This is a genomic window from Nisaea sp., assembly GCF_034670185.1.
Classification (GTDB): Bacteria; Pseudomonadota; Alphaproteobacteria; order Thalassobaculales; family Thalassobaculaceae; genus Nisaea.
Genome location: NZ_JAXMNY010000006.1, coordinates 18,271 through 39,126, shown reverse-complemented (window position 1 = coordinate 39,126; position 20,856 = coordinate 18,271). Strand labels below are relative to the sequence as shown.

General features: G+C 61.5%; 17 protein-coding genes. 2 read left to right on the top strand and 15 right to left on the bottom strand.

The window, feature by feature from the left end; translation table 11 throughout:
* Window positions 1-5: 5 nt before the first annotated feature.
* The 15 genes from VOI22_RS20110 to VOI22_RS20040 form a co-directional block, all read right to left on the bottom strand.
* A complete protein-coding gene (locus VOI22_RS20110; protein WP_323798234.1) occupies window positions 6-1,748 on the bottom strand; it encodes an ABC transporter ATP-binding protein in 1,743 nt (580 codons plus the stop codon).
* Window positions 1,749-1,759: 11 nt separating this feature from the next.
* The gene (locus VOI22_RS20105; protein WP_323798233.1) at window positions 1,760-2,854 is read right to left on the bottom strand and encodes an ABC transporter permease; all 1,095 of its coding nucleotides are present in this window, start codon (window positions 2,852-2,854) and stop codon (window positions 1,760-1,762) included.
* A 79-nt stretch (window positions 2,855-2,933) separates the two neighbouring features.
* A complete protein-coding gene (locus VOI22_RS20100) occupies window positions 2,934-4,316 on the bottom strand; it encodes a CmpA/NrtA family ABC transporter substrate-binding protein (RefSeq protein WP_323798232.1) in 1,383 nt (460 codons plus the stop codon).
* A gap of 303 nt (window positions 4,317-4,619) precedes the next feature.
* On the bottom strand, window positions 4,620-5,786 hold the full coding sequence (locus VOI22_RS20095; protein ID WP_323798231.1) for a CmpA/NrtA family ABC transporter substrate-binding protein: 1,167 nt from the start codon (window positions 5,784-5,786) through the stop codon (window positions 4,620-4,622).
* Window positions 5,783-6,358 carry an ANTAR domain-containing response regulator gene (locus tag VOI22_RS20090; RefSeq protein WP_323798230.1) on the bottom strand — a complete coding sequence of 192 codons (576 nt, stop codon included), beginning with the start codon at window positions 6,356-6,358 and terminating at the stop codon, window positions 5,783-5,785. Before VOI22_RS20090 ends, VOI22_RS20095 begins: the two co-directional genes overlap by 4 nt.
* 499 nt (window positions 6,359-6,857) lie before the next feature.
* Window positions 6,858-8,273 (bottom strand): hypothetical protein, encoded by a 1,416-nt coding sequence (locus VOI22_RS20085; protein ID WP_323798229.1) that lies wholly within the window; start codon window positions 8,271-8,273, stop codon window positions 6,858-6,860.
* A gap of 70 nt (window positions 8,274-8,343) precedes the next feature.
* Window positions 8,344-9,051, bottom strand: a complete 708-nt coding sequence (locus tag VOI22_RS20080) for an ABC transporter ATP-binding protein (RefSeq protein WP_193173898.1) — start codon at window positions 9,049-9,051, stop codon at window positions 8,344-8,346.
* Window positions 9,048-9,797 carry an ABC transporter ATP-binding protein gene (locus VOI22_RS20075; RefSeq protein ID WP_323798228.1) on the bottom strand — a complete coding sequence of 250 codons (750 nt, stop codon included), beginning with the start codon at window positions 9,795-9,797 and terminating at the stop codon, window positions 9,048-9,050. The genes VOI22_RS20080 and VOI22_RS20075 overlap by 4 nt, the downstream gene beginning before the upstream one ends.
* Window positions 9,785-10,744 carry a branched-chain amino acid ABC transporter permease gene (locus VOI22_RS20070; RefSeq protein ID WP_323798227.1) on the bottom strand — a complete coding sequence of 320 codons (960 nt, stop codon included), beginning with the start codon at window positions 10,742-10,744 and terminating at the stop codon, window positions 9,785-9,787. Before VOI22_RS20070 ends, VOI22_RS20075 begins: the two co-directional genes overlap by 13 nt.
* Entirely contained in the window at window positions 10,744-11,625 is an 882-nt protein-coding gene (locus VOI22_RS20065) for a branched-chain amino acid ABC transporter permease (protein ID WP_323798226.1), read from the bottom strand. Before VOI22_RS20065 ends, VOI22_RS20070 begins: the two co-directional genes overlap by 1 nt.
* Before the next feature lie 119 nt (window positions 11,626-11,744).
* Window positions 11,745-13,040 (bottom strand): ABC transporter substrate-binding protein, encoded by a 1,296-nt coding sequence (locus tag VOI22_RS20060; protein ID WP_323798225.1) that lies wholly within the window; start codon window positions 13,038-13,040, stop codon window positions 11,745-11,747.
* 220 nt (window positions 13,041-13,260) lie between these two features.
* Window positions 13,261-13,911, bottom strand: a complete 651-nt coding sequence (locus VOI22_RS20055; RefSeq protein WP_323798224.1) for an isochorismatase family protein — start codon at window positions 13,909-13,911, stop codon at window positions 13,261-13,263.
* Between the two features lie 53 nt (window positions 13,912-13,964).
* On the bottom strand, window positions 13,965-14,999 hold the full coding sequence (locus tag VOI22_RS20050) for a leucyl aminopeptidase (RefSeq protein WP_323798223.1): 1,035 nt from the start codon (window positions 14,997-14,999) through the stop codon (window positions 13,965-13,967).
* A 41-nt stretch (window positions 15,000-15,040) separates the two neighbouring features.
* On the bottom strand, window positions 15,041-15,829 hold the full coding sequence (locus VOI22_RS20045; protein WP_323798222.1) for an alpha/beta hydrolase: 789 nt from the start codon (window positions 15,827-15,829) through the stop codon (window positions 15,041-15,043).
* 368 nt (window positions 15,830-16,197) lie between these two features.
* Window positions 16,198-16,638, bottom strand: coding sequence for a MarR family winged helix-turn-helix transcriptional regulator (locus tag VOI22_RS20040; protein ID WP_323798221.1), 441 nt, complete (start codon window positions 16,636-16,638; stop codon window positions 16,198-16,200).
* Window positions 16,639-16,879: 241 nt separating this feature from the next.
* Between VOI22_RS20040 and VOI22_RS20035 the strand changes: the two genes are divergently transcribed.
* Together VOI22_RS20035 and VOI22_RS20030 are read left to right on the top strand one after the other, a co-directional pair.
* Entirely contained in the window at window positions 16,880-17,377 is a 498-nt protein-coding gene (locus tag VOI22_RS20035) for a (2Fe-2S)-binding protein (RefSeq protein WP_323798220.1), read from the top strand.
* On the top strand, window positions 17,374-20,775 hold the full coding sequence (locus VOI22_RS20030; RefSeq protein WP_323798219.1) for a molybdopterin cofactor-binding domain-containing protein: 3,402 nt from the start codon (window positions 17,374-17,376) through the stop codon (window positions 20,773-20,775). Before VOI22_RS20035 ends, VOI22_RS20030 begins: the two co-directional genes overlap by 4 nt.
* The last annotated feature ends 81 nt before the right edge of the window (window positions 20,776-20,856 follow it).

Genomic DNA, 20,856 nt, shown 5'->3' with positions numbered 1-20,856 from the left:
GGCGCTCAAGCCGCTTCGTCCTCAGCCTTCGTCTTTGTTTCCGTCACCGGGTCCGGCGCCGTAATGGGCGTTTCCTTTTTCTTCGGGGTCGCTCCGCCTTCGTAATCCGCGAGGAACTGGAGAACCTTCTGGCGGTAGCGGTAGTAATCGGGATGTTCCAGCAACGCGCGGCGGCTACGCGGGCGCGGCAGATCGACCTCCATGATCTCGCCGATGCGAGCATTCGGCCCGTTCGTCATCATCACCACCTTGTCAGCCAGCAGGATGGCTTCATCGACATCGTGGGTGACGCAGATCGAGGTCACCTGGGTACGGCTCCAGACCTCCATCAGGACTTCCTGGAGATCCCACCGCGTCAGGCTGTCCAACATGCCGAACGGCTCGTCCAGCAGCAGCAGCTTGGGAGACAGGGCAAACGCCCGGGCAATGCCGACGCGCTGCTTCATGCCATTGGAAAGATCCTTCGCCGAGCGGTCCATGGCATCGGCAAGGCCGACGCGGGTCAGGTAGTATTCGACGATATCGCGACGCTCAGCTTCGGAAGCATGCGGGTAGACCCGCTCGACCCCGAGCTCGACATTCTGACGCGCCGTCAGCCAAGGCATCAGCGAAGGCGCCTGAAACACCACGCCGCGATCCGGCCCTGCGCCGGAAACCTCATGCCCATCGAGAATGATTCCGCCGCCGCTGATATCGGTCAGACCGGCGACCATCGACAGCACAGTGGACTTGCCACACCCGGAATGGCCGATCAGCGAAATGAATTCGCCCTGTTTCAGCTTGATATCGAACCCGTCGACGACCGTCAGCGGCCCTTTCGGGGTCGGATAGACCTTGCGGACAGCCGAAAACTCCACATACCCGTCGCTGATCGGGGACTTTGCACTATCCAGATAAACCTTCGGCGGGGAATCTTTCCGGGTGATCGGAACCACTTGCGGCAGCGATATGCCTTCGTCCGCGGTATCGGCGGCACTGGCGCCAATATCCATCAGATACTGGGTAATCTCCGCTCGCAACCGCTTGAAGCGCTCGTTGTCGTTCATCGCGGACCGTTCGCGCGGGCGCGGAACATCCACCTTGAAGTCGGGGCCGAGCGTGGCGCCCGGACCGGTCGTCAGTGGGATCACCCGGTCGGCGAGCAACAGGGCTTCATCCACGTCGTTGGTGATCAGGATCACCGTCTTGCGGTCGCGGCTCCAGATCTGTTCGATCTCGTCCTGCAGCTTTGCCCGCGTCAGGGCATCGAGCGCGGAAAGCGGCTCATCCAGTAGAAGAATCTCGGGGCTCGTCGCCAGGGCTCGGGCCACCGCCACACGCTGCCGCATCCCGCCGGACAACTCGGACGGCCGCCGCTCGGCGGCATGGCTGAGACCAACCATGGCAATTGCCGCCTCAACGCGCTTTCGCCGCTGGACTTTGCTTTCACCGGAGAAAATCTCGTCTACGGCAAGCGCGATGTTGCCCTGAACGGTGAGCCAGGGCATCAGCGAGTAGCTCTGGAACACAACGCCCCGGTCGGGCCCCGGCCCTGTGACCGGCGCGCCCTTGAGCAGAATCTCGCCTTTATCAACCTCGATCAGGCCTGCAATCGCGGAAATCAGGGTCGTCTTTCCGGAACCGGAGAACCCCAGGATGGCGACAAACTCGCCCTCCTCCACCGTCAGATTCACATCCTCCAGCACCGACGTCCGGCTGTTACCGATCCCGTGGGACTTGGAAATGTTTCGGAGTTCGAGAAATGCCATCAGATCTCTCCTCACCGGGTTTCCGCGAAGGAGAACATGGTCTGCAGCGCCATCATCACCCGGTCGAGAAGGAAGCCGATGATGCCGATGGTGAAAACCGCGACCATGATCTTGGCAAGGGACTGGGAGGAGCCGTTCTGGAATTCGTCCCAGACGAACTTTCCGAGCCCCGGGTTTTGCGCCAGCATCTCGGCCGCGATCAGCACCATCCATCCGACGCCGAGCGAAAGACGCAGCCCGGTGAAGATCAGCGGCATGGCGGACGGCAGCACCAGTTTGATGACCTTGACCGACCAGGACAGGTTCAGCACCCGGCCGACATTGATCAGGTCCTTCTCGATGCTGGCGACCCCAAGCGCTGTGTTGATCAGCGTCGGCCACAGAGAGCACAGCGTGACCGTGACGGCGGAGATGATGAAGCTCTTGGGAAACATCTCGCTGTTGGTCGTCGACAGAGCCGAGACGATCATCGTGACAATCGGCAGCCAGGCGAGCGGGCTGACTGGCTTGAAGATCTGGATCAGCGGATTGAGCGCCGCCGTGGCCGAGCGTGACAGGCCGCAGATAACCCCGATGGGCACAGCAAACAATGTGGCGATGCCGAACCCGAGCGCGACAGTCACCAGCGACGTGCCGATCTGGTCGAGATAGGTCGGCTGGCCCGTGTAGTTGCGGTGCTTGACCTTGTCCGCCTTGCCGGCGGCAATCAGCTTCTCGTTGCGTTTGTCCTGGCGGAGATAGAAGGCGTCCTCCTTCTCCCGCTCACGCACATGGTCGGCATAGAGGCTTTCCACCTGCTCCCAGACACCCGCCGGACCCGGAACCGTGCCAAGAGATGTCTGCACCATCGGCGCCGTCATCGCCCAGAGAGCCAGGAACAGCCCGATACCCAGCGCCGGCAGCCCGAGGCTGCGCCAGAGCTCTCCAAGCTGCACGGACGGATTGTCTCCGGCAGCAATCTTCAGCAGCGGCGAAATCCAGCCAAGCGCGACAAGATTGAGATACGGGTCCAGCCGGGCAATCCGTGCAAAGAGCCGGTCACGGCGTGCGGCGCGGGCTTTCTCCGTGGCTTCATCGGGGAGCTGCATCGCATCTGTTGCGGTCATTATCTGCGTCCTCGGTATTATTTGGATCAGACAGGACTGGGGAGCGGGCCAGCGACTGGGGACGCCGGCCCGGCTCCGTTCAGCCTCCGGCAACCTGGTTGCCGGTGACGATTTCCTTGCCCTTCAGGCCGATCGGGAACTGCTCCAGATAGGCGTTCGGCGTACGGCCATCGAAGGTCTTGTCGTCGATGAACTCGGACTGCGGCGCGCGGTATCCGTCCGTCTCCCAAGGGAAGTCGGCCTGGGCCACATAGCCTTCCTCGACAAGCATCTTCGCGGCCTTCAGATAGAGATCCGGGCGATACACCTTGCGCGCGACCTCGTCGTACCAGGCGTCAGTCTTGGCTTCCGTGATCTGGCCCCAGCGGCGCATCTGGGTCAGGTACCAGACCGCGTCAGAATAGAAGGGGTAGGTCGCGAAATAGCGGTAGAAGACGTTGAAATCCGGAACCGAACGCTTGTCGCCCTTCTCGTATTCGAAGGTGCCGGTCATGGAGTTGGCGATGACTTCCTTGTCCGCGCCGACATATTCGGAACGGGACAGGATCTCGACAGCTTCCATGCGGTTGGCATTGTCGTTCTCATCCAGCCACTTGGCGGCACGGATCAGCGCCTTGGTCATGGCCAGCGTGGTGTTCGGGTATTTCTCGGCGAACCCGGCAGTGATACCGAAGACCTTCTCCGGATTGTTCTTCCAGATCTCGTAGTCGGTAATCACCGGCACCCCGATACCCTTGAACACAGCCTGCTGGTTCCACGGCTCTCCCACGCAATAGCCATAGATGGTCCCGGCTTCGAGGGTGGCGGGCATCTGCGGCGGGGGCGTCACGGAGAGCAGCGCGTCGCCCAGGATCTGCCCGGAGATATTCTCCTTGCTGTAGAAACCCGGATGAATACCGCCTGCGGCGAGCCAGTAGCGCAGCTCGTAATTATGGGTCGAGACCGGGAACACCATGCCCATGTTGAAGGGCTTGCCTTCGGCCTTGTACTGCTCGACCACCGGCTTCAGGGCGTCCGCCTTGATCGGGTGAACCGGTTTGCCGTCCGCGCCTTTAGGAATATGCGGCAGCATCTGCTCCCAGACCTCGTTGGAAACGGTGATGCCGTTGCCGTTCAGGTCCATGGAAAATGGCGTGATGATATGGGCCTCGGTGCCAAACCCGATGGTTGCGGCAAGCGGCTGGCCAGCCAGCATATGGGCACCGTCGAGCTCACCGGTGATCACCCGGTCCAGCAGCACTTTCCAGTTCGCTTGCGGCTCCAGACTGACGAACAGCCCTTCATCCTCGAAATAACCCTTTTCGTAGGCGATCGCGAGCGGGGCCATATCCGTCAGTTTGATGAAGCCGAACTTCAGCTCGTCTTTTTCAACGTCGAGCATTTCGGCACTGGCCGGTCCGGCCAGGGCGGCGGCGCAGACCAGCGCGGCCGATAGCATTCTCAATCCACGAACGAGTTGCATCTTGTCTCTCCGACTTCGGCCTTGCGTGACACTTTTCCTGTCCGCTGGCCGGATGTTGTCCGAGGGCATAAAAAAAGCCGCCGACCCCGAAGTCCGCGAAACGCGGTACTCTGGATCGAGCGGCTTTGCCCGGCTACCACCCCGTCATCGGGGCTTTATGTGCAGACGGCCCGCCTTTGGGCCTGTCCGTATCTCGCAATGCAGCATAAACCAATTTCAGAGTTGCACAAGAGCGAAAAGATGAAAAATTCATCAGATAAGCGTTTTGCTTATTTTTTGTTCATTTGCTTAATTTAACCGCGCTCATTCACTCGGCGCCGGGTCGAAAACAGCCCCGTCGCAGAAGGCATCCGGGCCGAGAAACAGGCGGCCACGTGCGGAGGCCGCCGGCGTCGATTCATGCAGCGCTCCCTCGACTTTCGAGTTCGCGCTCGGGATCGCAATGCCAAGTGGCGTCAGGGCCTCACGATAGAGGTTCGGCGCCATGGTATTGCGGACCGCCCGCTGCATTTCCGGCGTCACGGAGACAAAGCCCCAGCGTTCCATCTCCGTCAGCAGCCAGAGTGCCTGGGACAGCCACGGGAAACTCGACGCCCCGTCCTGGAACACCATGAAACGCTCTGTTTTTCCCTGTATTCCCTGCGGAGTCCTGGTGAGCTCGCCGGAGAGCGCCCTCTCGATCACTTCCGCCGAGACATCGAGATAAGCTTCCCTGGCCAGCAGCTCGGAGAGCGTCACCCTGTTATTCGGGTCCTGCACCCATGTGGAGGCGCGGTAAAGCGCGCGCAGCAGGCCCTGCACAGCCCCCTCATGCGCCTCCGCCCAGCTTCTGCGCATGCCGAAAACCTTTTCCGGCGTTCCGGCCCAGATCTCGGTCGCGGACAGGAAAATCGACGCCTCCCCCCGGTCGATCGCGACAGACCCCCAGGGCTCCCCGACCATCATCCCGTCGATCACCCCGTTGCCGATCGCCTCCGGCATCAGCGGCGGCGGAATAACCTCGATCCTGACGTCCCGATCAGGATCTATGCCTTCGGACGCAAGCCAATAACGCAGCAGGAAATGATGCGTGGAAAAGAAAAACGGCACCCCGAATGTCACGGTCCGGCCCAAGGTACCCGCGCGAATACGGGCCGCGATGTCCGGCGCGCCCGCGTCGGGCGGCAGCCCCACGGCATCGAGAAAAGCCGACGTTGCGCAGAGAACATCGCCATTGAGATTAAGCACATAGGGCACGATCAGATCGGCCGGCGGGCCCGCCAGACCGAGGTTCGTCGCCAGCGCCATCGGGGCCAGCAGGTGTGACCCGTCATAGAGCCCGACCGCCAGCTTGTCGCGGATATTGGACCAGGAGATTTCGCGGTGAAGCAAGACCTCGATGCCCTCCTCCCGGGCGAACCCAAGCTCCTTAAGGGCGACCAGCGGCGCCGCGTCGACCAGCGGGATAAATCCAATCCGAATCTCGGTCATTGATGAAAGAGCTCCGCGGTGGTGACGATACTTTCCGCGATCTCCGCGATCTTCCGGTTCTGATTCATCGCCGTTTTGCGCAGCAGCTTGTAGGCATCCTCTTCCTCAATCCCCCGCATCTTCATCAAGATGCCCTTCGCGCGGTCGATCAGCTTGCGCTCGGCAAGGGCGGCCTTGGCGGTGTCCAGCTCAGTTTGCAGCCGGGTGAAGGCGTTGTAGCGGCTGATGGCCAGATCCATGACAGGCTTGATCCGCGCCTTGGCAAGACCGTTCACGACATAGGCGCCAACCCCGGCCTCGACCGCTGCCGCAATCGAGCTCTCGCCGCTATCGTCGACGAACATGGCAACGGGGCGTTTGACCTGGCGCGAGACCTCGAACATCTGCTCCAGCATGTCCCGGCTCGGCGCCTCGAGATCAATCAACACCGCGTCGGGATCAAGCTCGCCCAGCCGCTCCAGCAACCGGTCCGTCTCGGCGACGACCACAACATCAGGAAACCCGGCCTCCGCAAGTGCCTCCTTGATCAGGCCGGCACGCTCGTTCTGCAGATCAATGACAACGATCTTCATGGAATGACAGGTATCCAGCAGCGGTGAACTTTCATGGCGAGCCTTCATACCGCAATGCAAAAAACACGCCACCGGAGCCGCCTGAAAGTCTTCTGCCTCTTGCCCAAGCGAAAGGTTAAGCGTGTCCACAACCTCTGTTCTCCGGGCAAAAACCGAGATCACTCGTGCCGCCGAAGAAGAATCCTCCGGCGCTCAAATATTTCGCACCCGCAAAACAAAAAATCTTTTCGTTAACCTAAACGCATGACTGGCTGTCACTAGAGCGACGGTCGGGTCTCCGCCGCAACGACGCGGCTGGCGCACGCGTACAACGAATTCAGCTCATTGTTCTGGCACTCGCGGGGCTGCTCACAGCAGTTGAATCACTCGGGGTCGAAACCCTCAGCTTCATCGGACCGGTCGCCCCGTCGGCCTTCTCAGCGCGCTGATAGGCGAGCGGATACTGATGATCGTTCTGCTGTGGAAGAAGAAGGCGTTACGAGCGCAGACCGTTCAGTACCTATATGCGGGGCGCACCCAGCAACCAAAGCCCCATCGCCGTGTAGCCCACCATGAAGAGCGCCAAGAGGGTCTGGCTAACCACCGCCTTGCGGCCGGAACCCAGGCGATCCAGCGCGATCGTGTGGGCCATGCAGATGCCGACGACATGGCCGATGGTGATGATCGCCGTCTGGATGTTCCAGAGGACGAACACACTCTCCGGACGGCTGAAGAATGAGGTGGTCGTGTGGTAATGCGCGGTACCGAACAGATCCCATCCCAGTCCAAAAGGATCGGAAATCACCTGATAGACATACTGGTAGTCGACCAGAAGCCGGGTCAGGAAATGGGAGCCGTGATAGGCAACGGAAATCGGCAGGATCGAATAGACCAGACGTCCAACCAGTTCCTGCTCCGCATCCCGTGCTCCAGCCAGGCGGGCGCCGACACGGACACAGGCATGATAGAGAATCCAGACAAGCGCCCACGCTGCCAGCAGGCCGAGCGTGTTCTGCCACATCACCGCAGAGCGGCCCGGATAGTTCAGCGGGTTGAAATCGAGGATTCCCATCCAGCGGAAGGTCGTGGACCAGCCGTCGAAAGTTCCCGCCGCCAGCGACAGCAGCACAAAGGCCGCGCCGCTTTGCGGCAAGGGCGGCAGGGTAATCGCATGCACTCCGGGGAAACCAAGGCGTGCCCGCTCGCCCATACCCGCTCCCATCGGCGCGATCTTGCTCACCAGCCGGAAGTAGACGTGCAGCGGCTCGGCGCGGGCACACCAGTCTTCTTTTCCAAACAGCACCATGCCGGCGAAGTTGAGACCCCAGAACAGGGACAGGTGCAGCACGAGCCGGTCCGGGTCCATGCTGTGCGGAGATATCAGGTCGACCCAGATGAAAATGAGAAACTGCGAGACCGCCAGCAGATAGCCAAGCCGGGCAGGCAAGGTCATCCGCGGCGGAAAGTGGTTCCGGACGATATCGACGAGGCCGGTCCAAGGGTTCAGCACGGCCCAGAGGTTGCCGAAAAAGGCACAGGCCAGAGTCATGCTGATCCAGCCGATGCTCCAGAGAACAAGCGGCAACGGGTTCCGCAATGGATCGTGCGCACCGGTCAGACCGGCGATCAGCAGCACCAGGACCAGGGCCGTCGAGGCAAGGGACAGGGAGCGGCCACCGCCCTCCGGCATGCGAAACATGGAGAGCGTGGTGGTCGCAATACGGTGAAAGGGTTTCTGGGGAACCACCGCAAGCAGAATGAAAGACGCGGCGACCGCGAGGGTCGCCCCCATCGTGTAGAAATCCCTCGGAAGCAGCAGGATCAGGCCGCCGGCTGCCTCATGGGCAATGGCAACGGCCGGAACAAGCAGGAGGACAATGAGAGCGGCCGAGAGCAGGACAGCGCGCCGTCCCAACGGCGACAGGCAAGACGGCATGTAATTCTCCCGGCTCTGGCAAGGATGGACGCGCTCGAACGGTCAGTCTGTTTGACAACCGTCTCCGCGCCTAATGACCAACCCCCACATACTGATGCAACAGCGCGGTATTTTCCCGTACTTCGTCAATCGGGAACTCGGCCTTGATCTCTCCATGGTCCATGAAGGCCACACGATCCGCGATCGGCAGCACAGCATCGACACGCTGCTCCACCAGCAGGACGGCAACACCTGAATCCCGGAGTTTCATTACCGCATCGCGGATCCCCGCGATGGCGGACGGCATCAGTCCCTCGGTCGGCTCGTCCAGCATGATCACAGACGGGGTGATACACATGGCCCGCGCCATGGCGAGCATGGTCTGCTCGCCACCGGACAAGGTGCCGGAGCGCTGCTTCATACGCTCTTTCAGGACCGGGAAAAGCTCCAGCGCGTAGTCGAGGCCTTCCCGCCCCTGCTCGCGTGTGAGCAGGCCGATTTCCAGGTTTTCCCAGACCGTCAGCTCCGAGAACAGCCGGCGCCCCTGCGGCACGTAGCCGATGCCCGCTCTGGGGATTTCCTCAGCCGGCCGGCCGAACAGATTCACATCGTCGAGCCAGAGTGCGCCTGAAGCGGGCTTTACCGTGCCCATGATCGCTTTCAGCGCGGTCGTCTTGCCGGCACCATTCCGCCCGAGAAGACAAAGGACCTCGCCGCCACGCAGCTCGATACTGAAATCCCGCAGCGCCTGGCTGCGCCCGTAGAAGGCGTTATAGCCCTCGACCCGCATCACACTCATGCGCTCGCTCCCAGATAGGCGGCCTGAACGGCGGCATTGTTCATGATGGCCTCCGGTGTTCCCTCGGCAAGGACGGTCCCGCGCTCCATCACCGTGATCTGGTCGGCCAGCGTCATCACCACATCCATGTTGTGCTCGATCAGAAGGACCGTGGTTGTCTTGTTCACGGCCCGGACCACCTCCTTGAAATTCGCGATCTCGGAGTCCGAAAGACCCTGCGTCGGCTCGTCGAGGATCAGCAGTTTCGGCTGCAGGGCGAGCCCCATGGCGACCTCGAGAAGACGCTGGTGCCCGTAAGCCAATGTTCCCGCGACTTCCTCCAGCCGATCTCCCAGCCCGACGGCTTTCGCCGCCTCTGCCGCTTCCGCCTCGATATCGTCTTCGCTGACATGATTGCGGCTGAGCAGACTGGGGCGCAGCCGGTTGTGAACCGCGACACAGATATTCTCCATCACACTCATTGAACCGTAGATATTCGTGATCTGGAAGGTATAGGCAATGCCCTTGCGCACCCGTTTGTGCGCCGGCATCCGGCTGATATCCTCCCCGGCGAACTCTACACTCCCCGAGGTCGACTTGATCCGGCCGGACAACAGGTTGACGAAAGTCGACTTGCCGGCCCCGTTCGGCCCGATGATGGCGCGGATTTCTCCTTCCCGGATCTGGAAGTCCACATTCTCGACCGCCTTCAGGCCACCGAAATGCCGGGTGAGGCCCGTGGTTTTGAGCAACACTACTTCAGCCATGGCAGCCACCTGTCGCGAAGGGTTCCGAGAATACCTGTGGGGAACCACAGAGTGACTGCGACCAGCAGCGCGCCGATCACAATCAGATAGGCTGTCGTCAGACCGCTGAGGCGGTCGATAAGCAGGGTCATCAGGCCCGTGCCGACAAGCGGCCCGAGCAGGGTTCCGGGCCCGCCGACCAGTGTGAACAGCAGCGCCTCAATGGAGATTTTGAATTCCGCGAAGGCCGAGCCGATATAGCCGAACATCAGCCCGTAGAGTGCTCCTGCCACACCCGAGATCCCGCCGGAGACCGTAAAGGCCAAGAGCTTGATCGCGTAGGTGTCGAAGCCGAGCATGCGGGTCCGGTCCTCATTCTCCCGCACGGCGATGAGCAGGCGTCCCACCGGCCCCTGCGTAAAGGCAAACAGCCCCAGCAGGACCACGCCGAACACGGTGAGTGCCAGATTGTAGCGCGCGACGTCGGAGGTCATGTCGACCTCCAGCCCGAACAGGGAGAAGCTCCGCGCGGAGGTGGGCAGTGTCAGGCCCTGATCACCACCGGTGAACTCCGAGAAGTACAGGATCAGGAGAAACGCCGCCTGGCTGAACATCAGGGTGACGATCATGAAGGAAACCGTCTGTGTCCTGAGCGCGAGTAGACCGATCAGGAAAGACAGCGCGATGGCGGCAAGGATGCCGGCCAGAAAGGCAACGGGAAGGGAAACCCCGAGATAGTAGCTCGACAGACCCGCTCCATAGACGCCCGCGCCGAAGAACATCGCATGGCCGAGGCTGACGAGACCGGTATAGCCCATCAGGACGTTATACCCCATGGCGAAGACCGCGAGGATCAGGATCCGCGTGAACGCCAGAACCAGATAGTCAGACAGCAGGAATTGCAGAACGAACAGGCCCGCCAGTGTCGCAAGACAGAGCAGGAACAGCTTCTTGTTGTGAATGGACATTACCGGCCCGCCTTTCCGAACAGACCCTGCGGTCTGAACACCAGCACAAGCGCCACCAGCAAGGTCGAGAAGATCTTGGCGAGCGTCGGCGAGAAGAAGACGGAGAGCAGCCCGTCGGACATGCCGATCAGAATCGCGGCGGCAATCGTCCCCGGGATCGATCCAAGCCCACCGACGATGACGACGACAAAGGACAGTAGCAGCGGATCGTGACCCATCAGGTAATGCGCCTGCTGGCTCGGCACCACCAGGACACCGCCGATAGCGGCCAGCATCGCACCGACCGCGAACACGCCGGAATAGACCTTGGTTACGGGGATGCCGAAATTCTGCGCCGTCTCCTTATCGAACTGGGTCGCCCGCATGTAGAGGCCGACCTTCGAGTGACGCAGCAGGTAAAGCAGCCCGCCGACAAGGACGATGGCAACAGCAATGATGAAAAACTTGTAGCCGGAATAGCCGAACCACGGGAACCGGACCGTGTAATAGAACGGCGCATCCACGGCCTGCGCATCCGGCCCGAAGGTGATCAGCGTCATCTGCTGGATAATGTACATCAGGCCGATCGTCGAGACGATGGTGGCCTCGGGGTTGTAGTTGATCCGCTTCAGGATGGCCCAGTCGGCAGCCCAGGCAAGCGCACCCACGAATACGGGCGCAATCAGCAAGGCCGCGATAAAGGGAACGTAAGGCGGCCCCGGAATCAGGTTCGCACAGACCCATGCCGCGACAGCGCCCAGCATGAAGAACTCGCCGTGAGACACGTTCACCACGCGCATCACGCCGAAGACCAGCGAAAGCCCAAGCGCAGTCAGCATCAACACGGATGCCTGCACGAGCCCTTCCAGCGTCGCCAGCAAAAGATAAGGAACAATATCCATTGAGTTTTTTGCGCCTTCGCCGCGCGCGGACGCCGGTTTCCCGCCGTCGCCACGGTGTCAATTTTCAGTGAAGGACAGCGGGCGCCGATCATCTCAGCGCCCGCCGGTATCGAGAAGGATCAGAAGGACATCTTCGTGTAGTCGGCTTCATCCGGATACAGCGTGTCTTCCGGCGATACCGTGTGGACCACCTTCAGCTTGCCGTCGACCACCTTGGAGATGTTCTGCTGGGCGAAGGACTGGTGCATCTTGCCGTTGAAGATTTTCCGGCCTTGCGGGAACTCGTTGCTTTCCTCGAAGCCGGTGATGCTTTCCATCGCTTCCAGCATGGCGATCTTCTGCTTCGGCCCCTTGTAGTCGGCCATCTCCATCGCCTTCTTCATGGCGAACAGCGTCTCCCAGACCGAGAACATGTGGGAGAAAGTCGCGACACTTTTGGCATCGTCGACGCTCGCGCCATTGGCATCCACGCCGACCTTCTCGCGATAAAGCTTGTCGAAGGAGGTCTGGTTCGGCTGGGCGTAGCGCGGCATGGCTTCCCAGAAATGCGTGCCATCGAGGTAAGCGAGCTGCGGAATATCGAAGGACACCGCTTCCAGTGAATCGATGAAGCCGAAGATTTCCGGCCGCTGGGAGCCGAGATGCTCGCCCAGTTCCTTGACGAAGGTGAGCACGCCCGGGCCAACGAGGACGTGATAGATCACTTCCGTGTTGAAAGGAATCCGGGGCAGGTAGCGGGTGTAGGAGGTTTCGGTCGGCGGGATTGCGATGTCCCCGACGATTTCACCGCCCTGCGCCTTGATCGCTGCCGTCAGGTTATCCCGGTGATCGTATCCGAAAGCATAGTCCGGATAGATCATCGTGACCTTCTTGCCGAGATTATCGGTGATCCACGGCGCCATGGAGCTGACCTGGCTCTTCACGTCGCTGATCGAAGGCTGGAAGACGTAGCGGTTGAAGGCACCCGCCGCGAGTGAATGCGCTTCGGAGCACAGGAAATACGGCATCTTCAGCTCGCCGGCACGCGGCGCACTGGCAGCAGAGACATGCGAGAACAGGTGGCCGAAAATCGCATCGACCTTGTGCTCGGCGCTGAATTTCTCGACTGCTTCGACGCCGCGCTTCGGATCGGTGCCGTCATCCTCGATGATCAGCTCGACCGGCAAGCCGTTGATACCGCCCTGCTCATTGATCAACTTCACCGCCGCGAGCGCTGTCCGCTCGTACCAGCGGCCGTAGGCGGCGCCGATGCCGGTGCGGTGGAACGGTGCACCCAGCTTGATCACGTCGCCGGACTGCGCCACCGCGCGGCCGATGATTCCCGGAGCGGCAAGCACCGTACCGGCCGCAGCCATGCCCTTGAGCAGCGAGCGCCGCGGCAGGGTGAGATTCTTTTTGATATCGATCGTATCCATCTTATCCAGTCTCCCGATTTAAGCCGTTCCTGTGGGGTAGATCTTGTTTTTCCCGGCCGCCCGTGCCGGATTTTTATTGGTTCAAAGGCGCTTCAGTCCCTGCATGTTTTATTGGGAAACCATCGCTCTCTGGCTCCACCCGTTGTTGGCGGCAGCGCCGGCTTCCGGAATTCCAGTACGTCACCTTGTGTAGCCCAACTCATTTATCCGCCCGGTGGCATCAGCCCGTTTGCACGGCCCCTGGAACAGGGAGCAATCCCTCGATCCAGGTTGCAATGTCATCGGCATCGGTCACATCGGCATATTTCTGGCCCATGTCGTAGAGGTTCGCGTCGTGAGGCGCGACAGCCCGGTCCGCGCAGCAATCCGCTGCGACAAGAACGTTGAACCCGGACTGTACAGCATCCACTACCGACGCCCGCACGCATCCGGAGGTCGTCGCCCCCGCGACCACGAGCGTGTCCACGCCGGCCCCCGTCAGCAATGCGGCGAGCGACGTGCCGAAGAATGCCGATGCGCCTTTCTTGACGATCAGAGGATCACCGGGCTGGATGCCCGTGCCTGCATCGATCTCGACAGGGCGCGACCCTTCCAGCAGCGCGGTCAGCCCCCGCGCCTTGCGCAGCCAGGCGGTGTGTTCCAGCTCTCCCGGCTGATAAGCGATTGTCGTAAAAATCACCGGAAAGCCGCCCGCACGCGCAAGATCGGCCAGCCGTTTGGTTCGGGCGACTTCTTCCGCCATATCCGATCCCGTCGGATAACGCACATCGGTGAAGCCATAGCTGAAATCGACCACGAGGATCGCCGGGCGCACACCGCGCGGCACGGAATTTCCGAAACCGGCGGCCTGATATACCTCTTCTTGCGACATCAGTTCATGCCCTCCCTAGAAAAGCTCCGCAGAACATGCGCAGAGCCGGTGGATCAGCCGCGATCCATCTTCATCGCGTCGACAACAATATCCCCATCCACCACGATCGGTACGTCGTCCAGGAACAGAGAGCAGTTCCGCATCGGAATATCGAGGTGACAGGGCGTATCGTTCGGCCCGCCCAGCTCATTGTTCGGACCGGTGGAGAACATCACGTTGCCATAGAAGCTGCGCGGCTCCATGCCCATGCCGCCCGGGAACGCGCCCGGGGTCATGCCATGCCACTTGGCATCCGGGTTCATGCCCCAGCCGACATGGCTCATGCCCTTGCCGCGCTCGTCATTGAAGTCCTCCATGTAGGAGATCACCAGCTCCGCATCGAGACCGCCCCGGATGTCCTGAACCCAGCCTTTTTCGATTGTGTAGACGATCGGCTCTTCCCGGACATACATGTTCTGCGGCAGCAGGATGTCGCCCGGTGCCACGACGATCTGGCCGTCAACGCCGTCATCATCCGCGCCCGTAAAGACAAAACCGGATGGCCAGTGGTCCCACCGGCCCGGCTCATCCGTGCAGGCATATTCGGCAATGGTCGGATAGGTGTTCAGCTTGTAGGTCACATCAGTGCCGTGAGGTGAGGTGATCCGCATCACCTTGGCCTTGGACAGGATCTCGGCGCCGATCTCTACCTTCTCACGCAGCTCCTTCGAGGGCAGCATGCGGGCCAGAAGCTCCGGCGGCTCCACCGCGGTCAGGACGCGGGTGCCCGCCGCCTGGATCGCCATCTGTTCCGGAGAGAACAGCAGGAAAATGCAGTCGATAAGCATGTCGCAGTTCTTCAGCGCCTCGACGGCATCCGGCATCCCCGCCAGCCCCGTCATGCCGACATTCCAGCCGCCGATCGGCAACGGAGACGGCAGACGCATGTGGTACATCACCGCCCCGAGCCGCTGACCCGCCGCCATGAAGGCATCCGCATAATCCAGCCGGTCACTGCCCTGGGTCAGGACGATCAGTTTCTCGCCCTCATGCACGCCGGACATCTTCAGCTGATGCAGGCAGATTTCCGTGAAGCTTGCTTGATCCATCGATATGCTCCGGGTTCGGTCCAGTTGCGTCTCTGCTCGGCTCAGGCTGGTACTGTATTGAAATCCATTACGGCGTCGAGGAAGCCGTCCATATTGTCCCACGGGATCATATGACCAGCACCGGCGACGGTGCGGATTTCCATATGCGGGGCCAGCCCCTTGATTTCCGTCACGTCATCATCGCCGATCACAGGGGCATCGCCAGCCACGACCAGCCGCATCGGTAATTTGAGATGCGCCAGATCGCCATGGATGTCGTCGGTCTGGAAACCGTCATACGCAATGCGAATGGCATCGAGCTGACAGGTTCGCAGCCACTCCGCCCGCAGTCTTAGCTGCTCTTCGGTCCAGGTCGGGCAAAATGCCTTCATAACCTCGCCCGTGCAGCCTTTCTGCGACATCAAGATGGAGTCTTCATACCAGGGCCAGGGTGACGGATAGGCCGGACGTCCGGGACCGGAAACAGGTGGATCAACAAGTACCAGACCGCCTAAGACATCCTCGTTGCCGCGCGCGGCCCGGATCGCACTCCGGGCGCCCATCGAATGCCCCAGAACAACGGGTTTCTGAAGCCCCGCCGCCTTGACGACGGCAACGGCATCCGCCGCCATCGCATCAAGCGAATAATCCAGATCGCCAGCCTCGCTCAACCCACGACCGCGCACGTCCAGGACGTGAACATCGAACCGTTTGGACAAGCGGTCTGCGACAAAGCCCCAGGTGATCGCCGGTGAGGTAATCCCAGGAATGAGCAGCATCTGCGGCCCGCTGCCTTCGTAGTGAAGCAGGTGCTGCAGGATGCCGTTTGCATGGAGATTATAGCCGTACAAGATCCCGGTCCCTTCAATACATGCCTGAAGCAAAGGTCCGCCGTCCGGTCTGACCGGTTTCCGCGCACACCCCGGCCGAAAGCCGGACCTTCAGTTTTCATCGTGACGATCGAACGCGGGACACTCTGTCCGATCCGTTCGCTCCTCACCATGACAACTTCCGCTGCAACGATGAATTTCAGCGTAATTTAATCATTTGTATAATAACAAGATAAATATTTGAGCTGGCGCATAAACGCGGTGATCGGAACCGTCCCGGCGCGGTGAATTCGCACACTGGTTCTTCCGGGTTTAATGGATATTCCGTCCATCGCCCCAGCATCTCATGCGACCGGTGACGGACTTAAAACTCTAACCCTTCTAGATGCTTAGTACAGCTTCGAGAGCAATCGAAGCAGGCTCGCACGCTCTTTCGCATTGAGCGGTGCAAGGGTTTCCTCGGTAATCTGACATGCAAGGGGCATCAGTTTCGCGATCAGGTCCCACCCCGCTTGGGTGGTGGAGAGCATGTAGCGCCGCTTGTCGGTCGGGCTTTTCTCCATCTTGACCAGATCTCTCGCCATCAGACGCGCCAGCACACCCTTCGTCGTCGCCGCATCCATCCCGACAAGACGGCCGAGCGCGTTCTGCGAGATTGGCCCATCGACTTCAGACAGCCGGACAAGCGTCGAAAACTGCACCGCCGTCAGCTCCCCGCCCATCCTCTCCGTGAAAATGGCCATATGGCGCTGATTGGCAAGGCGCAGCATGAAGCCGACTTGATCTTCGAGGCGATATGGCCCGGACACATCCGCAGCATCAACGGTCATAAGTCTTCGATCTCCATGGAAGCGCTTACACTAATCCAAACGGCACAAGCGCTGTGAATGCTCGAACAGTCGGCATCCCCCTGCCCTCCTATATTTCCGTGCGTCTGGCAAGCGCTCTCGTTCGCCTGCATATTAATTAGGCAGGCGTCATCTGGTGGGCAAAACTCACGAATGGGGATGCAAATATATTTGCATACATACAAAACTTCGCTGACTATCGAGGGTAATTAAGCGGGGAATCATGGCTGGTACAATTGAGCTTACTGTGAACGGACAAGCCCTGTCGCTTGACGTGGACACACACCTGACGCTGCTCGATCTGCTGCGCCACCGGCTCGGTTTGAACGGGCCGAAATACGGCTGCGGCATGGCACAATGCGGCGCCTGCACCGTTCTGGTCGACGGCGCACCGGCACGCGCTTGCGTCCTGCGGGCGGTCAAGGCAAACGGCGCTTCCGTCACCACCCTGGAAGGGTTGCCGGATACCGAAACCGGTGAGATGCACCCCGTGCAACAGGCGTTCAATGAAAAGCAGGCCGCGCAATGCGGCTACTGCATCAACGGCATGATCATGAACACGGTGGCACTGCTCGCCCACAATCCATCCCCGACAGACGACGACATCCGCCAGGCCCACCGCCATCACCTTTGCCGCTGCGGCACACATCTGGAAATCCTCGCCGCCGTGCGCAAAGCCGCTGAAAAACTGGCCGTAAAAACCAAAGAACACGCCCAATGATCGACAATCCCACCGGCACCCTCGAAATCTTCCGGCAAGTCGGCGCCGTCCGCGAGACCTTCATCCGGATCGATGCGGCGGGTCAGATCACCGCCTATAACGGCCATGTCGATCTGGGGACGGGGATCGAAGTCGCCCTTGCCCAGATCGTCGCTGAAGAACTGAATATCCCTCTGGACCGGGTCCGCGTCGTCCTCGGCAATACGGAAGAGGTACCGGATCAAGGCCCGACGATTGCCTCCGAGACGATGCAGATCACAGCCATCCCGCTGCGCAAGGCCGCCGCCCAGGCACACCGCCAGCTGCTGCGGCTTGGGGCACTGCGCCTCAATGCTCCGGAGGAAGACGTCACATCGACTGACGGCGCCGTCCACTGGCAGGCCGAGCGCTGTGACTACGGCACACTGATCGCCGGGCAGGAGATCGCCCTGCCGCTTGACCTCGATACTCCGGTGAAGGATCCCGTCCACTACCAGATCGTCGGCACATCGGCCCCGCGCCGCGACATGATGGAGAAGCTGACGGGGCAGCAGCTCTATGTGCACGATCTCGATATCGAGGGCATGGTCCACGGCCATGTCATCCGGCCCCCCTATGCCGGGCGCGACACGGGCGACTTCATTGGCAACAGCCTGATCGATTATGACGCGTCCTCCGTCGCTGGCATGGACGGGCTGATCGACGTCGTGCGTATTGGCGATTTTCTCGGCGTCGTGGCCGAGCGTCCGGAGCAGGCCCAGCGCATCGCCGAAGCGCTCGACGTCACCTGGCGCCAGCCGCCGCCCCTGCCGGATCTGGGCGATCTGGTAAACAGCCTCAAATCGCATCCGTCCACGCCGCGCGCGCTTGACCACAGCGGCGATTTCAAAACCGGCATGGCGGAAAGCGCGAAGACCCTGTCGCGCACCTATGTCTGGCCCTACCACGAGCATGGCTCCATCGGGCCGTCCTGTGCCGTCGCGGACTGGAACGAGGCCGATCCGGTCGTCTGGTCCGGCACACAGAGTCCGCATCTGCTGCGCGCCGATCTGGCCATGCTGGTCGACCTTCCGGCTGAAAAAGTCGAGGTTCGCCGCTATCAGGTTGCCGGCTGCTTCGGGCGCAATTGCGCCGACGATGTCTGTGGCGACGCCCTGCTGCTGTCCCGCGCCACCGGCACGCCCGTTCGCGTGCAACTCACCCGTGCCCAGGAACATCTGTGGGAGCCGAAAGGCGCCGCCCAGGTCATGGAGGTCGAGGGCGGCATGACGGCGGCCAACGACCTGCACGCCTATGCGCTCGACACCTGGTATCCCTCCAACCGGGGGCCAAACCTCGCCCTGCTACTGACCGGCGTGATTTCCGGCGAGCCGCGCCCGGAAGTCATGGGGGACCGGACGAGCATTCCGCCCTACCGGGTGCCGAACAAGAAGATCACGGTCCACGACATGGCCCCGATCGTCCGCGCCGCCTATATCCGCGGCGTCTCGGCACTGCCCAACACCTTTGCCCATGAGAGCTTCATCGACGAGATGGCCTTCGAGGCGTCGGAGGACCCTGTCGCCTTCCGCCTGCGGCACATGACCGATCCGCGCGAGGCAGACCTCGTCCGGCGCACCGCCGAAGCAGCGGGATGGGAGCAACGCACCGGGCCGCGCTTCCGGCGTGAGGGACGCATGGCCTTCGGGCAGGGCTTCGCCTTTGCCACCTATGTCCACGGCACTTTCCCTGGCGTCGCCGCTGCGTCGGCCGCATGGCTCGTCGATGTCTCCGTCGATCTCGATAGCGGGGTCGTCACCCTGCACAGGGTGTTTGTCGGACAGGACCAGGGACTGGCGATCAACCCGGACGGTATCCGCCAGCAGATCCACGGCAATGTCATCCAGACCGCCGGACGGGTGATGACCGAACAGGTCACCTTCGACGAAATCACGCCGACGCCGAAAAGCTGGGCCACCTATTCGATCCCGACCTTCCCCGAGGTCCCGGACATCCAGACCCTGATCGTCTCCCGCCCGGAAGACCCGCCGCTGGGCGTTGGCGAAAGCGCGGCCGTGCCGAGTGCAGCCGCCATCGCCAATGCGATCTTCGATGCCACCGGCGTGCGCATGCGAGAAGCGCCTTTCACACCGGAGGCCATGCGCAAGGCACTCGGGAACACCGACGGCCCGCTTCGCCTGCAAACACAAAACGAGGCAAACGATAATGGGCGCCGGAACAAGTTTCTGGGCTGGGCCGGCGCCCTCGCCGGTGCGCTGACCCTCGGCGCGATCTCGCTGCCGCTGCATTCCCCGATACCGGCAAGCCCTGCCCCCAAGGCCGGGAGTTTCAGCGCCGAGATTCTGGAGCGGGGCCGACAGGTCTTCGCCCTCGGCGACTGCGCCATCTGCCACACTGCGGATGGTGGCCTGAAGAATGCCGGCGGTCGCGCCATGGAGACACCGTTCGGCACCGTCTGGACCACCAACCTGACCCCGGACCCGGACACCGGCCTCGGGAACTGGTCCTATGAGGCTTTCACGCGCGCCATGCGCAAGGGCATCAGCCGCGACGGCAGCCATCTCTATCCGGCCTTCCCCTACACGTCCTTTGCCAAGATCGGCGAGGAGGACATGTTCGCGCTCTATGCCCATCTGCAGACCCTTGAGCCGGTGAAATCGGAAATCCCCGCAGCCCAAATGGTGGCACCAGTCAATATCCGGTCCGGCATGGCTCTCTGGAACGCCGCCTATCACGATGCCGCGCCGTTCCAACCCGATGCGTCCGCCTCCGATATCTGGAACCGGGGCAAATATCTGGTCGAGGCGGCAGGCCATTGCGGTGCATGCCACGCCCCCCGGAACCTGCTCGGGGCAGAGAAGCCTCTGATGACCGGCACCATGGTTGACGGCTGGTTTGCCCCCGCCCTGCAAGGCATGGAAGCCGGTGCGCGCGGCTGGACCGAAGACAGCCTCTTCGCTTATCTGCGCACCGGGATCTCCGATCATGCTGCGGCGGCCGGCCCGATGGCCGAGGTGGTCAGCAGCATGACGGCTCTGCCGGATGACGATATCCGCGCCATGTCGGTCTATCTGGCCTCGCTGATACCGCCCGCCACCGCTCCAGCGGTACAGGCAACGCCCCCATCGCTGGCACCAGACGCGACACACCGGATTTTCGAAAGCGCCTGCGCCGTCTGTCACGATCCAGCCATGCCCAACCTGGTGACCGCCGCACGGGTTCCTCTGGCTGCCTCGGCGGTGCTGCGCGCGCCGACACCGGAAGCCTTCCGAAGCCTGCTCGACCAAGGCATCGAAGCGCCGGTCAACCTGGACCTGCGTGACATGCCGTCCTTCAGGGATGAGTTCACACCAGACCAGCGGGATGCGCTTGCGGCCTATATGCGGGCCCGTTTCGCACCCGACCTTCCAGCCTGGTAGAGCACGCCATGTATCCGCAGCGGCACGACATAACCACACTCAGGTTGTCGATAGACATTTGAACCAATATTGTTTGCATGC